Annotated in this window: 12 protein-coding genes and 1 pseudogene; 6 read left to right on the forward strand and 7 right to left on the reverse strand. The window is 63.1% G+C overall.

Annotated features, from left to right (window positions below):
• Positions 1 to 3: 3 nt before the first annotated feature.
• Positions 4 to 216 (forward strand): DUF1674 domain-containing protein, encoded by a 213-nt coding sequence (locus NKJ73_RS11900; RefSeq protein WP_352451229.1) that lies wholly within the window; start codon positions 4 to 6, stop codon positions 214 to 216.
• 17 nt (positions 217 to 233) lie between these two features.
• On the opposite strand, the gene NKJ73_RS11905 is transcribed toward NKJ73_RS11900, so the two are convergent.
• Complete coding sequence (locus tag NKJ73_RS11905; RefSeq protein WP_352569509.1) at positions 234 to 905, reverse strand: HAD-IA family hydrolase; 672 nt, start codon at positions 903 to 905, stop codon at positions 234 to 236.
• A gap of 177 nt (positions 906 to 1082) precedes the next feature.
• On the opposite strand from NKJ73_RS11905, the gene NKJ73_RS11910 reads away from it, so the two are divergent.
• The 3 genes from NKJ73_RS11910 (at position 1083) to NKJ73_RS11920 (ending at position 5298) form a co-directional block, all read left to right on the forward strand.
• The gene (locus tag NKJ73_RS11910; RefSeq protein ID WP_352455019.1) at positions 1083 to 1952 is read left to right on the forward strand and encodes a transglutaminase-like domain-containing protein; all 870 of its coding nucleotides are present in this window, start codon (positions 1083 to 1085) and stop codon (positions 1950 to 1952) included.
• Positions 1953 to 2281: 329 nt separating this feature from the next.
• On the forward strand, positions 2282 to 3643 hold the full coding sequence (locus NKJ73_RS11915) for a vWA domain-containing protein (RefSeq protein WP_352569510.1): 1362 nt from the start codon (positions 2282 to 2284) through the stop codon (positions 3641 to 3643).
• A 386-nt stretch (positions 3644 to 4029) separates the two neighbouring features.
• A complete protein-coding gene (locus tag NKJ73_RS11920; protein WP_352569511.1) occupies positions 4030 to 5298 on the forward strand; it encodes a class I SAM-dependent methyltransferase in 1269 nt (422 codons plus the stop codon).
• Here NKJ73_RS11920 and NKJ73_RS11925 read toward each other — a convergent pair.
• Positions 5299 to 6041, reverse strand: a pseudogene (locus NKJ73_RS11925) (MOSC domain-containing protein). It lies immediately after the preceding gene.
• The gene (gene acs, locus NKJ73_RS11930; RefSeq protein ID WP_352569512.1) at positions 6041 to 7996 is read right to left on the reverse strand and encodes an acetate--CoA ligase; all 1956 of its coding nucleotides are present in this window, start codon (positions 7994 to 7996) and stop codon (positions 6041 to 6043) included. Before acs ends, NKJ73_RS11925 begins: the two are co-directional and overlap by 1 nt.
• Before the next feature lie 305 nt (positions 7997 to 8301).
• Here acs and NKJ73_RS11935 point away from each other — a divergent pair, with 305 nt between their 5' ends.
• Complete coding sequence (locus NKJ73_RS11935; protein WP_023678111.1) at positions 8302 to 8574, forward strand: usg protein; 273 nt, start codon at positions 8302 to 8304, stop codon at positions 8572 to 8574.
• Positions 8575 to 8619: 45 nt separating this feature from the next.
• Here the strand turns inward: NKJ73_RS11935 and NKJ73_RS11940 are convergent, their stop codons facing one another.
• Entirely contained in the window at positions 8620 to 9654 is a 1035-nt protein-coding gene (locus NKJ73_RS11940; RefSeq protein WP_352569513.1) for an aldo/keto reductase, read from the reverse strand.
• Between the two features lie 56 nt (positions 9655 to 9710).
• A complete protein-coding gene (locus tag NKJ73_RS11945; protein ID WP_352569514.1) occupies positions 9711 to 10892 on the reverse strand; it encodes an MFS transporter in 1182 nt (393 codons plus the stop codon).
• A gap of 137 nt (positions 10893 to 11029) precedes the next feature.
• Here NKJ73_RS11945 and NKJ73_RS11950 point away from each other — a divergent pair, with 137 nt between their 5' ends.
• Complete coding sequence (locus NKJ73_RS11950) at positions 11030 to 11938, forward strand: LysR family transcriptional regulator (protein ID WP_023678108.1); 909 nt, start codon at positions 11030 to 11032, stop codon at positions 11936 to 11938.
• A gap of 60 nt (positions 11939 to 11998) precedes the next feature.
• On the opposite strand, the gene NKJ73_RS11955 is transcribed toward NKJ73_RS11950, so the two are convergent.
• Both NKJ73_RS11955 and NKJ73_RS11960 read right to left on the reverse strand, forming a co-directional pair.
• On the reverse strand, positions 11999 to 13048 hold the full coding sequence (locus NKJ73_RS11955) for an aldo/keto reductase (RefSeq protein WP_023678107.1): 1050 nt from the start codon (positions 13046 to 13048) through the stop codon (positions 11999 to 12001).
• Between the two features lie 110 nt (positions 13049 to 13158).
• Complete coding sequence (locus NKJ73_RS11960; RefSeq protein WP_023678106.1) at positions 13159 to 13821, reverse strand: YggS family pyridoxal phosphate-dependent enzyme; 663 nt, start codon at positions 13819 to 13821, stop codon at positions 13159 to 13161.
• Positions 13822 to 13957: the final 136 nt, after the last annotated feature.

Here is a 13957-nt window from a genome sequence, read left to right on the forward strand (position 1 = left end):
CGCATGATCGACAAAACCAGCCAAACGCATGCTAACGGCTCGCCGCAAAAGCCGCTGACCCCGGCAGCCAGGCGCGCCTTGGTCGAGGCCGAGGCCCGGCGGGAGAAATATCGCGAGCAGGAAGCCACGCTGCCGAGGGAGATCGGCGGGCGCGGCGGCAAGGAGCCTGGCCGCTATGGCGACTGGGAGGTCAAGGGCCTGACCAGCGACTTTTAGCGCAAGCAGGGTGCTAGTTAAGCAGGCTGTGCGGTCCGTTCCGCTTCGATGGCAATCCAGCCGTTGTCATCGACGGCGATGCCGATCGCGCCATAGCCGGTGATGGCGGCATGCGGCGTCTCCAACGGATGCCGGTGCGTGGCGCTGATCACCACGATTGCAGCGCCCGCGGCTTCGGCCGCCGCTATGCCGGCCGGCGCGTCCTCGAAGACGAGGCAGTCGCCCACATCGACGCCGAGCCGTTCGGCCGCCAGCCGGAAGCAGTCGGGCGCCGGCTTGCCGCGCGATACATCCTCCGCCGCAACAATCACGGCGGGAGCCGGAATACCCGCGGCCTGCAGGCGCAGCAGGGCGAGCTCGCGCGGTGCCGAAGTGGCGATCGCCCAGCTTCCAGGCGGCAGCGACGCCAGGAAGGCCGCGGCGCCGGCAATCGGGCGAATGCCCTCGACATCGGCCGCCTCGGCCTGCAAAAGCGAATCGGCTTCGCGGGCAGGATCGACGCCTGGGAGCGCCAGCCGGCCGATGGTCTCGATCGCCCGCACGCCGTGGATGGTCGGCAGGAATGCGGCGACATCAAGACCTTGCCGATGCGCCCACGCTGCCCAGACCCTTTCCGCCGCGGCGATCGAATTGAGAATCGTGCCGTCCATATCGAACAGGAAGGCCGCGAATTTTCTGCCTGCAAACATCGGTTTCCCGGGGTTATCTTGGAGGGATTATTTCGAAAGACGCGTGTCAATCGACCGTAACGTTGCCGCGTCCGTATGGGAAGCCGCGAGGCGTCGTTTTTGACGACCACAAGGAACCGCCACGCACTGTCCCGCGTTGATCGGCACTATCTTCCATGACGATCGTAGGGGAGGGCGATGCTGATTCGGCTCGGCTATGAAATTGCCATTGAATGCGTTGCAGCAACGCCGGTCGTTTCATTGCTCGATATCCACAGGGATCGCCAGGCCGACATCAAGCGGCAGACGCGCGTGCTGACCTCGCCGTCGGTCCCGACCAGGGTCTACCACGACCTTTTCGGCAATAGCTGCCGCCGCTTCACGGCGCCGGCCGGAAGCTTTCGCATCCTCTATGACGCGGTGGTCGAGGACAGCGGCGAGACGGACGAAGTCAACACGCTGGCGAGAGAAGTCCCGGTTGCCGAATTGCCGGACGAGGTGCTCGGCTATCTGCTCGGCAGCCGTTACTGCGAGACCGACCATCTCGGCGACCTGGCCTGGCAACTTTTCGGCCAGCTTCCGCCGGGCTGGGCGCGGGTGCAGGCCATCGTCGACTATGTCCACAACCGCCTGTCCTTTGGCTACGGCTATGCGCGCTCGACCCGCACGGCGGCGCAGGCGCATGAGGAACGCGTCGGCGTCTGCCGCGACTTTGCCCATCTGGCGATCACGCTCTGCCGCTGCATGAACATCCCGGCCCGCTACGTGAACGGCTATCTCGGCGATATCGGCGTGCCCGCCGATCCGGCGCCGATGGATTTCTCGGCGTGGGTGGAAGTGTTCCTCGACGGCAGGTGGTACACTTTCGATCCTCGCCACAATGTGCCGAGGATCGGCCGCGTCGTCATCGCCCGCGGCCGCGACGCCACCGACGTGCCGCTGCTGCACAGTTTTGGCCCGCATCGGCTCACCCTGTTCAAGGTCTGGACGCACGAGCAGGAAGGTAATCTGTTCAAGCCGCCTTGTCGTGGCGTCGACAAGACGGTCAGCGCACGGATGCTGGCCTAGTCTTTCGGGACACATTCACAGTCCGTGTTTCCATTTCCCGCCACCGCGATCGTGCTGAACCGGTTCGATACATCTCGTCTGTACCGGATTGGGACGCAGTCCAGTCGTCCTGAATTGCGAGCCTGTTCGTGGTAAGCGCTTTGTCAACAAAGCCGTGCCGGCGCAGCTTTCGTTTACCCGCTGTTTACCCTGCCGCCGCTCGAAACCGTTTGGAAACAATGACCTGATCGCGGGCCGGTCGCTTTCCCGGGCCTGGCGGCGCGATCCGGCCGGATTCCTGCAATGCACGTTCGGACAGCTGCAGGCTGTAGCGAATGGAGGCGGAAGGAATGCGGCGTTTCGGGGGTCTTGTTCAGACGATCGGCGGCTTTGCCGGGGATCGCAGCGGAAATTTCGCGGTCCTGTTTGGGATAATCGGCTCAGTGCTGGCACTGAGTGTCGGCTTTGCGGTCAACGTGCCCCAACTCTACAATGTAAAATCGAGCCTGCAAGGCGTGGTCGATGCAGCGGTCACCTCGACGGCCCGCGACCTGACAACCGGCGTCATCAGCGAGGCCGACGCCAGCAAATCGGTGCAGGCCTTTCTCGATGCCAACAGCACGGCGGGTATCCTCCAGGACAACCAGATCGTCCTCGACAATCTGGTTGTCGACAGGACAGCCAAGACTGTCCAGGCGGACGTCCATGTCAACGTCAACTACTATTTCCCGCTTTTCAGCACGGTTGGCATGCAACGCGTCCCCGCATCGACGACGGCGCTCTATTCGGACAAGCAGATCGAAGTCGCGATGATGCTGGACGTGACCGGGTCGATGGCCGGCCAGAAAATCATCGATCTACGGGCGGCCGCGGCGAATGCTGTCGACAGCTTCCTGGGCGGCCAGGACCCCTCCAAGCCACGTGTGCGGGTTGCCATCGTGCCTTATGCCAATTCGGTGAATGCAGGTACACTTGCCGCCAGCAGCGTCTATGTGGAAACCACCGCCAGTCAACGCAAACAGGCGCCGGCCAATGACGCCGTGCAGTATGTCTCGGGCTTTATCCGTCCCGATAATTGCGCCACCGAGCGCAAGGGGATCTATCAATATTCGGACGCAGGCCCCGACGCCAGCATGGTCAACCGCGACTACCTGCTGTCGTCCTTCGCCTGGCAGACCGGCACCGCCGCCTGCCCGATCGCCGCGCTGATGCCGCTGACAGCGGATGCGACGGCGCTCAAGACGGTCATCAAGAATTTCGTCGCCTCCGGCGGCACCGCCGGCCATATCGGCGTGCAGTGGACCTGGTACATGCTTTCGGAAAACTGGGGCAGTGTGATGAAAGCCTCGGAACGGCCGGCCAAGATGGATCCAAAGAAGGTTGCCAAGATCGCGATCCTGATGACCGATGGCGAATTCAACCTGTCCTACTTCGATGCGAGCACGGTCAGCGACGTCTACAATGACGCCGGCAAGGAGCCGACCCGCACGGCCGCCAAGAAACTTTGCGCTGCCATGCGCGACAAGGGCATCGAGGTCTTCACCATTGGGTTTGACCTAAACGAAACGAATGCCAAGGCGACGCTCCAGGATTGCGCGAGCCCGGACACCGCCAAGATCAAGCACTTTTATCAGGCGGCCAATGGAACGGAACTCAACCAGGCTTTCCAGGATATAGCGCGCAACGTCGAGATGTTAACCGTAACCAAATAGGGACAACAGCCCAAAAAGGAAAAGGCCGCCGCTTCTCGCGAAGCCGGCGGCCTTCCGTGTTTCCGTCCATGGCGCGGCTCCTGGCGGCGACCCTGGTCGCCAGCCGCGCATCTCGCGCCTTAGCGGGAAGACTGCTTCCCGAAAGTGCGATCCGCTGAGGCCACGTTCTGGAAAACGAAATCACTCGACATCGGATCACCTCCTTTCGATTTGTTGAACACTCCCTCATGATGGGGTGTCATCCGGCAAATGGCAAGGCGCGGCACCCGAAAATCCTGAACAAGCCTGCTTGTGCACTCGGGCGGCTTGCGGCCGGCCGATCGGGCAGGCAAGATCGAGCCGCTATTGTTCCGGGCCACTATTTTGCCGGGTAAGGGAGGACGGGGATGGAGGCAGCCGAGAGAGCGGCCCGGATTGTTCGGACGGTCATCGAGACGCTGAAGCCGGGTTTTGCGGTGAGGCTGTGGACAGGCGAGCGGATCGGCCCGGCTGCCGGCCCGGTGCTCACCATCAACGACCAGGACATCGTCTGGCAGATCGTACGTCGGCCCTCTTTATCGACGCTGATCGAGATGTGGATTGCCAAGGCGGTCGACGTCGAAGACGGATCGCTGTTCGATTTCTACGCCTTGCCCACGCACGGCAAGCTCAGGACGAAGCTCAAGACATTGCCGAAGCTGGCGATCCTGCGCGACCTGCCGGCGGTGCTGTTTTCGCGAAAACAGATGACGACGCGAACCGATCTTTCCGGCCGCAATCCTTTCGTCAGCGGTTCGAGCAAGGAGGCGATCCAGCATCATTACGACATTTCCAACGCATTCTACCGGCTCTTCCTCGACGAGCGCATGGTCTATAGCTGCGGCTACTTCAAGGATTTCGCCAACGATATCGATCAGGCCCAGAGAGACAAGCTCGACCATATCTGCCGCAAGCTTCGGCTGAAGCCCGGCGATAGATTGCTCGACATCGGCTGCGGCTGGGGAGCGATGCTCATCCATGCGGTGAAGAATTATGGCGTCGTCGGCCACGGCGTTTCGCTATCGGAAGCACAGACCGAGCTCGCCCGTGAACGCATCCGCGCCGAGGGGCTGGAGGACCGCATCACCATCGAGATAAAGTCCTATGCCGAGCTGTCCGGCTCCTTCGACAAGATCTCGTCGATCGGCATGTTCGAGCATCTGGGCCTTGCCAACCATGCGGCCTATTTCTCGAGGATCCATCGCCTGCTCAAGCCGGGCGGCATCTATCTGCACCACGCCATCACCCGGCGCGACAAGGGCAGCTTGAAGAAGACGCTGCGCAAGGGGCCGGAATTCAAGGCGCTGATCAAATACATTTTTCCGGGCGGCGAACTCGATACGATCGGCATGACGCTCGGCAATCTCGAGGCGCACGGCTTCCTCGTCTACGACGTCGAAAATTTGCGCGAGCACTATGCGCGCACCTGCAGGCTATGGGCCGAGCGCCTCCACGCACGCTTCGACGAAGCTATCGCCGAGGTCGGCGAAGCCAAGGCGCGGCTCTGGCTGCTTTATCTCACCGGCTGCTCGATTACCTTCGAACGCGCCTCGGCGCAGGTTTTCCAGACCGTCGCCACAAGGCGCGCGCGTGGGCCGAGCGGCCTGCCGCCGACGCGGGCGGATTTGTACCGATAGCTACAGGAGGCGCATCGTGGCGCCGATCTCGACGCGGGCCGGTCGATCGACGGTGCAGTAGACGCCGAGGTTATGGGCGTTGTGGCGGACCAGGCTGCGCAGGATTGCCGGGTCGTGGTCGAACCCGTCCTGGCCAATGATGGTGAAGCCGCAGCGGCGGCACGGCTCGGTATGGTCAGGAGCAGGTCGCCGATCGCCAGCTTGCGCCCGATCCATTCCGTCTCGGGGAACGACCCCTCGACCTCCGGCACATCGACGACGATGTTGGGGCGGAAGCGGCGCGCGTCGGCGGTGCCCTTTGGATGCAGCACTTTCAAACGCGCCAGTGAGGCGGTGGTCAGCAGATGAATAGGGGCTTTGACGTAGCGTTCCGTCAGCAGAGGGCCGGCGTAATCCGGAGCCGCATTTTCCCGACGGAACGGCCGGATGGAAGCCGCAAAGCCGAGATAGGCGCAAATGGCGCGATCACTTTGCGCGCCAGGTGCCGAAAGCCAGCGTCCGTCGGGGATGGCGACCTCCAGCCTGCCGGCCTGCGACAGCCGGGTGCGGATGCGGGGCACCTTGTGCCATTTCGCTTCGCGGTCGGGCCGTGCGATTTCATCGGTCGAGGTATCGACAAGACCAAACAGGCGGTCGCCTTCGACGGTATGCCAGTCGACGGAGATCGCCTGCTGAAACTCGCCGGCGAGCGAGCTCGCGGGATAGCGCCAAAGCTCGGTGACGGCGCCCAATGCGGGTTGCATCAGCCCTTCTTGTTTTGCCGGTTGGCGATAAGGTCGTCGACGACCGCCGGATCGGCCAGCGTCGAGGTATCGCCGAGCGCGGCAAAATCATCCTCGGCGATCTTGCGCAGGATGCGTCGCATGATCTTGCCGGAACGGGTCTTCGGCAGGCCGGGCGCGAACTGGATCTTGTCGGGCGAAGCGATGGCGCCGATCTCCTTGCGGACATGGGCGACGAGTTCCTGGCGCAATTCCTCGCTTGGCGTTTCGCCGGCCATCAGCGTGACATAGCAGTAGATGCCCTGGCCCTTGATATCGTGCGGGTAGCCGACGACGGCGGCCTCCGAGACCTTCTCATGCGAAACCAGCGCCGATTCGACCTCGGCGGTGCCCATGCGGTGGCCGGAGACGTTGATGACGTCGTCGACGCGGCCGGTGATCCAGTAGTAGCCGTCAGCATCGCGGCGGCAGCCGTCGCCGGTGAAGTATCTGCCCTTGTAGGTCGAGAAATAGGTCTGCACGAAGCGGTCGTGATCGCCATAGACGGTGCGCGTCTGGCCCGGCCATGAGTCGGCAATACAAAGATTGCCGCTGGCTTCGCCTTCGAGCACCTTGCCGTCGGTATCGACCAGCTGCGGCTTGACGCCAAAGAAGGGCCGCGTCGCTGAACCCGCCTTGAGGTGGGTGGCGCCCGGAACCGGCGTGATCATGATGCCGCCGGTCTCGGTCTGCCACCAGGTATCGACGATCGGCACCTTGCCGTTGCCTACGACTTTGAAATACCACTCCCAGGCTTCCGGATTGATCGGCTCACCGACGGTGCCGAGCACGCGCAGCGACTTGCGCGACGTTTTGGTGACATGGGCATCGCCGGCGCCCATCAGCGCGCGCAACGCCGTCGGCGCCGTGTAGAAGATGTTGACCTTGTGCTTGTCGATCACGTCCCAGAAACGCGACTGCGACGGGTAGTTCGGCACGCCTTCGAACATCAGCGTGGTGGCGCCGTTGGCGAGCGGCCCGTAGACGATGTAGCTGTGGCCGGTGACCCAGCCGACATCGGCGGTGCACCAGTAGATATCGCCGTCATGATAGTCGAAGACATATTGGTGGGTCATCGAGACATAGACGAGATAGCCGGCGGTGGTGTGCAGCACGCCCTTCGGCTTGCCGGTCGAGCCGGATGTGTAGAGGATGAACAGCGGGTCCTCGGCGTTCATCTTCTCGGGCTTGCATTCGGCCTTAACCGTGGCGACCTCGTCATGGTACCAGACGTCGCGCCCGGCGGCCCAGCCGGTCTTGCCGCCGGTGCGGCGCACGACCAAGACCTTTTCGACTTTCGTTCCGGCCTTGGCGGCGATCTCGATCGCCTTGTCGGTGTTCTCCTTCAGCGGGATAGGCTTGCCGCCTCGCAGGCCTTCGTCGGCGGTGATGACGAAGGTCGACTTGCAGTCATCGATGCGTCCGGCCAGCGCATCCGGCGAAAAGCCGCCGAAGACGACCGAATGAATGGCGCCGATACGCGTGCAGGCGAGCATCGCATAAGCGGCCTCCGGGATCATCGGCATGTAGATGGTTACGCGGTCGCCCTTCTTGATGCCGTGCTTTTTCATCACATTGGCGAGGCGGCAGACATGCGCGTAAAGCTCGTTATAGGTGATCTTCCTGTCGTCGTAGGGATTGTCGCCTTCCCAGATGATGGCGGTCTGTTCGCCGCGCTTCTTCAGATGCCGGTCGATGCAGTTCCAGGAAACGTTGGTCTGGCCATCCTCGAACCATTTGATTGAGACCTGGCCGTCGAAGGACGTGTTCTTGACCTTGCTGTAGGGCTTGAACCAGTCGATGCGCTTGCCGTGCTTGCCCCAGAACTTGTCCGGGTTCTTGACACTGTCGGCGTACCATTTCAGGTAGGTGTCGTTGTCAATCAGCGCGTTCTTCTTCCACGCCGGCTGGACGCGATGGACATGAACATCGGACATTTCTTCGCCTTCCTCCCCAAAACCAAACCGCCGGCTTGACTGCCGGCAGGATCGCGGCGATGCGGCCGCGAATTCGCGCGCATTATTAACAGTTCGGCCGCGACGGCAACATTAGACGTTGGATTCGCGCGGCGGGATGCCGCAGGTGCCTTGCCGGGCGGTGTCAGCACTCTCGTGAGGCGGCTGCTAAGCGCATGTTTTTGCGGGAGGAATCTAGTTTGATCGCAGAAATATCAATAGACGAATAAGTAAATGGGGTGCACAATTTCAGGCTGGGAGGAAGGAGAATCAACCAGGGGACCGCAATGCGCGACCATTCAGAAATGGACCTGATGCTCAAGGGCTATGGCTTGACCACGGCCAAGATTCTTTATCACTTTCCAGATCACCCGCATCTGCTGCAGAGCTTCATCTGGCAGGATTACGACATCGCCCCGAAATTTCCCGTGCTGATCCGTTTCATCGAGTTCTGGAAGGCCAAGCTCGAAGGCCCGCTGCATTCGGTCAGCTACACGCACCAGAAGCTGATCGCGCCGAACGAATGGCGCAAGGTCGACGGCGAGTTCGTTCTGCATTAGCCGGGCGGGCGGCAGCCTGGGAGCCGCCGCCCAGCTTTTGGAGCGTCAGACTGCGGGCGGGTTCAGCCGGGCAAAACCCTCCTGCCGGCGATAGGGAAAATACGGATAGGGTGCGGTGATCTCACTTGCCGTGTCGAGCTTCTTCATCTGCTCGGCTGTCAAGGACCAGCCGACGGCGCCGAGATTCTGGCGCAACTGCTCCTCGTTGCGCGCGCCAATGATGACGGAGGCGACGGTCGGCCGCTGCAGCAGCCAATTGATGGCGATCTGCGGTATGGTCTTGCCGGTTTCCTCGGCGACAACATCAAGCGCGTCGACGACCCGATAGAGATGCTCATCCTCGACGGGCGGTCCGAAGCTTGCCGTGTCGTGCAGCCGGCTTTTCTCAGGCAGCTTCTGGCCACGGCGGATCTTGCCGGTCAGGCGGCCCCAGCCGAGCGGGCTCCACACCAGCGCACCGACACCCTGGTCGAGGCCGAGCGGCATCAACTCCCATTCATAGTCGCGTCCGACCAGCGAGTAATAGACCTGATGGGCGACGTATCGGGGATAGCCGTATCTGCCCGCCAGGCCGAGCGATTTCATCACTTGCCAGCCGGAAAAATTGGAGACGCCGACATAACGCAGTTTGCCGGCGCGCACGAGACTGTCCAGTGTCGACAGCACCTCCTCGATCGGTGTTGCTGCGTCGAAGGCGTGCAGTTGCAGCAGGTCGATGTAGTCGGTGCCAAGGCGCCCCAGCGCGTCTTCGACGGCCTTGATCAGGCGTGAACGTGACGATCCGGCATCGTTGGGACCGTCGCCCATCGGCAGCGAGGTCTTGGTCGAGATCAGCACGGCGTCGCGGCGGCCCTTGATGGCAGCGCCGAGCACTTGTTCGGAAGCGCCATTCGAATAGACGTCGGCGGTGTCGAACAGGTTGACGCCGGCCTCAAGGCAGATGTCGACCAGCCGCCGTGCTTCCGTCGCATCGCTGTTGCCCCAGGCGCCGAACAGCGGGCCTGAACCGCCGAAGGTTCCAGCGCCGAACGAGAGCGCCGGGACCTTCAGGCCTGATGCGCCAAGATTTCGATAATCCATGGGTTTGCTCCTTGTGGAAGGATGGCTGTTTCAAAGATTGGTTGAGGTTTGCCGTTCTATGACCGCGCGATTTCCGGTGTGGCGAGGACAGGATCTCGGTCGAGGCGCAGCGCAAACGCCGCCACGGCAAGCGCTGAAAGCGGCAACAGGGCCGCGACCCAGGTGACGGCATCGAGGCCGGGACCATGGGCGATGACCACGCCGCCGAGCCAGGCGCCGGCAGCATTGCCGAGGTTGAAGGCGGCGATGTTGAAGGATGAGGCGAGGCTCTGGCCGGCGCCTTGTGCCTTCTGCAACACCCATAACTGTAGCGGCGCGACGGTGGCGAAGGCGGCGGCGCCGAGCAGGCCGACATAGATAACGGCCATGACCTGGCTGTGCAGGGCGAAGGTCATGGTGCCGAGCACCATCGCCAGGACGACGAGACTGCCGAGAACGGACGGTACCAACCAGCGGTCGGCGAACTTGCCGCCGGCGAGGTTGCCGGCAATGAGGCCGCCGCCGAAGACCAGCAGGATCGGCGACACCGCTGCTTCATCAAAACCGGTGATCTCGGTCAGCAACGGGGCGATGTAGGTGAAGACGGCGAAGACGCCGGCATAGCCAAGCACGGTGGTAGCAAAGCCAAGCAGGACCGGCGTGCGGCCGAGCACGGCGAGATCGGCGCGCAAATTGCTCTTCTCAGGCTCTGTTCGGCTGCCCGGCACCAGCAGCAGAATGATGGTAAAGGCGGCGATGCCGACCAGGGTCACCGCCCAGAAGGTCGCGCGCCAGCCGAAGGCTTGGCCGAGCCATGTGCCGAAGGGCACGCCGAGGATGTTGGCGATGGTCAGGCCGGTGAACATCAGGGCGATCGCCGAGGCTTTCTTGTTGGGCGCCACCAGTCCGGTCGCCACGACCGAGCCGACGCCGAAGAAGGTGCCGTGGGCGAAGGCGGTCAGTACGCGCGCACCCATCAGCGTCCAGTAGTCTGGGGCAAGCGCACAAGCGAGGTTGCCCAGCGTGAAGATCGCCATCAGCGCCAGAAGCACGGTTTTGCGCGGCCAACGGCCGGTTGCGATCGTCAGCAGCGGCGCGCCGATGACAACGCCCAGCGCATAGCCGGAAATCAGCTGGCCGGCAGCCGAGATCGAGACGTCGAGATCGGTGCTGACGTCGAGCAGCAGGCCCATGATGACGAATTCGGTGACGCCGATGCCGAACGCACCGGCGGCAAGAGCGTAAAGAGCAAGGGGCATGGCGGTTCCCACTTCGATGACGACCAGTTTTGACGACGGGCGCCGTGTCCTCCCACGCCCCGATCCGGAAGATCGTGCCGCGATGTGCTGTGAACCAGCCTTGCATCGGGCACATCGTCTGTGAAATAGATTCACCAATGGCCAGGCCCGACATCAATCGCTCCGGCGAGATCGAAGTGTTCGTCCGCGTCGTCGAGGCGGGCAGCTTTTCAGCCGCTGCCCGCGCGTTGCGGATGACGCCGTCGGCGGTGAGCAAGCTGATCGCGCGGCTGGAGGCGCGGCTTGGTGCGCGGCTGGTCAGCCGTTCGACGCGCAAGCTGCAACTGACGCCGGAGGGGGCGGCGTTCTTCGACAGCGGCGTGCGCGTCCTGGCCGACATGGCGGCGGCCGAGCGCGAGGCAGCGGCGGGTGCCGCGCCGCGTGGCCGGCTGCGGATCAACAGCTACGTGCCTTTCGGGCAGCATCGGCTGATCCCGCTTTTGCCGCGTTTCCTAGAACGCTACCCCGAAATCTCGGTCGATCTGGTGTTGACCGACGATGTCATCGACCTGATGGAGGAGCGCGCTGACGTCGCCATCCGCGCCGGACCGCTCGGCGAATCACGGCTGGTGGCGCGCAAGCTCGGGCAGAGCCGGGTGGTCGTCGTTGCGGCGCCATCGTATCTCGAAGCGCGTGGCACGCCCAAGACGCCCGCCGATCTCGATCGTCACAACCGGATGGGCTTCCGTTTCGTACGTCACCTCGAGGGCTGGCCTTTTATCGACGCGGCCGGCAAGCCGATCACCCTGTCGATCATCGGAAATACGCTGGTCAGCGACGGCGAGGCGATGCGGCTGATGGCGCTCTCGGGGGCGGGCCTCGCCCGGCTGGCACGCTGGCATGTGGAGGCCGACATTGCCGCCGGCCGGCTTCTGCCGCTGCTGGAAGAGTTCAACCCCGGCGACGAGGAACTCACCCACGCCGTCTATGTCGGCCAAGGCAAGCATCTGCCGGCGCGGGTGCGGGCGTTTTTGGACTTTTTGGTCGAGACGGTCCGGCTGACCTGAGCCCAAAAAAGATCGGGAGCCTGCCGGCTCCCGAAGCATCGAATCGAAGGTGAGATTGAGTTACGTTTTCGGCACAACGGGCGCCGGACGCCGGCCGGCAGCCTGACGTTCCAGCATCCAGCCGGGGTATTCGGCGGGCAGGGCACTGACTTCGTCGAGGCGAACGAGATCATCGGCATCGAGCTTCAACTCGGTGGCTGCAAGGTTCTGTTCCAGCTGCTCCATGCGGCTGGCGCCGATGATGACGCTCATCACGAATGGCTTGGCCAGGACATAGCCGAGCGCCACCGTGGCGACGCTGACGCCGTGCTTGACGGCGATCTCGCGCATGACGGCGACTGCTGCCCAGGCACGGTCCTCATTGACCGGCGGGAAATTGAAGCTGGCGCGGCGGCCCTCGCCATTGCCGGGGGCGCCCGGTCCGTATTTGCCGGAGAGCAGGCCGCCAGCCATCGGCGACCAGACCATCAGCCCGAGCTTCTCCTCGTTGAGCAGCGGCACGATTTCGCGCTCGAGATCGCGGCCGGCGATCGAGTAGTACGACTGCACGGTCTCGAAGCGGGCAAATCCCTTGCGCTCGGCAATACCCAGCGCCTTGGCAACGCGCCAGGCCTGCCAGTTCGAGACGCCGACATAGCGGACCGTGCCGGCGGCAACGAGGTCGTCGAGCGCCCGCAGTGTCTCGTCGATCGGCGTCACCGTGTCGGTGCCGTGCAGCTGGTAGAGATCGATGTGATCGAGCTGCAGCCGCTCGAGGCTGCCTTCGACCGAATCCATGATGTGGCCGCGCGAGGAACCACGCTGGTTCGGGCCCCCGCCCATGGCGCCATGGACCTTGGTGGCGATGATCACGTCCTGTCGGTTGACGCCAAGATTCCTGAGCGACTGGCCGAGAAGCCGTTCCGAGGCGCCGAAGGAATAGACATCCGCCGTGTCGAAGAAATTGACGCCGGCGGCGAGCGAGCGGGCAACGATCTCGTCGACGCCCTTCTGGTCGAGGCTGGCGATCAGGCCCCATTGGGCATTCTCGCCGGCCGCGCCGAACGTCATCGTGCCGAGGCAAAGTTCGGAGACGAACATCCCCGTATTTCCAAGTTGATTGTAACGCATGGGTGGCTCCAGACGGGTTGAGAATAACTCGACCCATATAGGAACGAAACGTTCCGTTTCTATACGCTGGCGCAGTCAATGTCAGCCTGTGGCCTAAGGTCGGCTGCGCCTCATCTGGCGCCGAAAATTGCCGATCCAACCCTGACACTGGTCGCGCCGAAGGCGATCGCGGTTTCGTAGTCGCCGGACATGCCCATGGAGAGCTTGTCGACGCCGGCCTCAAGCCCAAGCTTTTCCAGCAGCGCGAAATGCGGACCGGGGTTCTCGTCGGCCGGCGGAATGCACATCAGCCCTTCGATGGCGAGGGCGTGAACCGAGCGGCAGCGGGCCACGAAGGCGACAGCCTCGCGCGGCTCGATGCCGGCCTTTTGCGGCTCGGAGCCGGTGTTGACCTGGACATAGAGCCTTGGTGACCGGCCTTGCCTGGCGATCTCCTTGGCCAGCTCTGCGGCGATCTTTTCACGGTCGACGGTTTCGATGACATCGAACAATGCCACCGCTTCCTTGGCCTTGTTCGATTGCAGCGGACCGATCAGATGCAGCTCGATGTCGGAAAATGCCTCCTTCAGCACCGGCCATTTCGCTTGTGCTTCCTGGACGCGGTTTTCGCCGAAGACGCGCTGGCCGGCCTCGATAATCGGGCGGATATCGGCGGCGTCGAAGGTTTTCGAGACTGCGACCAGCGTCACCGCTCCGGCCTCACGGCCTGCCTCGCGCTCGGCGGCAGCGATCCTTGCCTTGACCGTGAAAAGCTGTTCGACGGCGCTCGCCATGCCTATATCCTGCCTGTGTTTGGCTTTTCGCCGGATCGCCGCAGTTGACGGGTCCGGCAATCCATGGTGAACACCGCGACGACATTTCCTGAGCCGCCCGGGCATTGTCCGGCGGCTCGCGCATGCTTTTAAGTGA

This window comes from Mesorhizobium sp. M0074 (genome assembly GCF_040322975.1).
Lineage (GTDB): Bacteria > Pseudomonadota > Alphaproteobacteria > Rhizobiales > Rhizobiaceae > Mesorhizobium.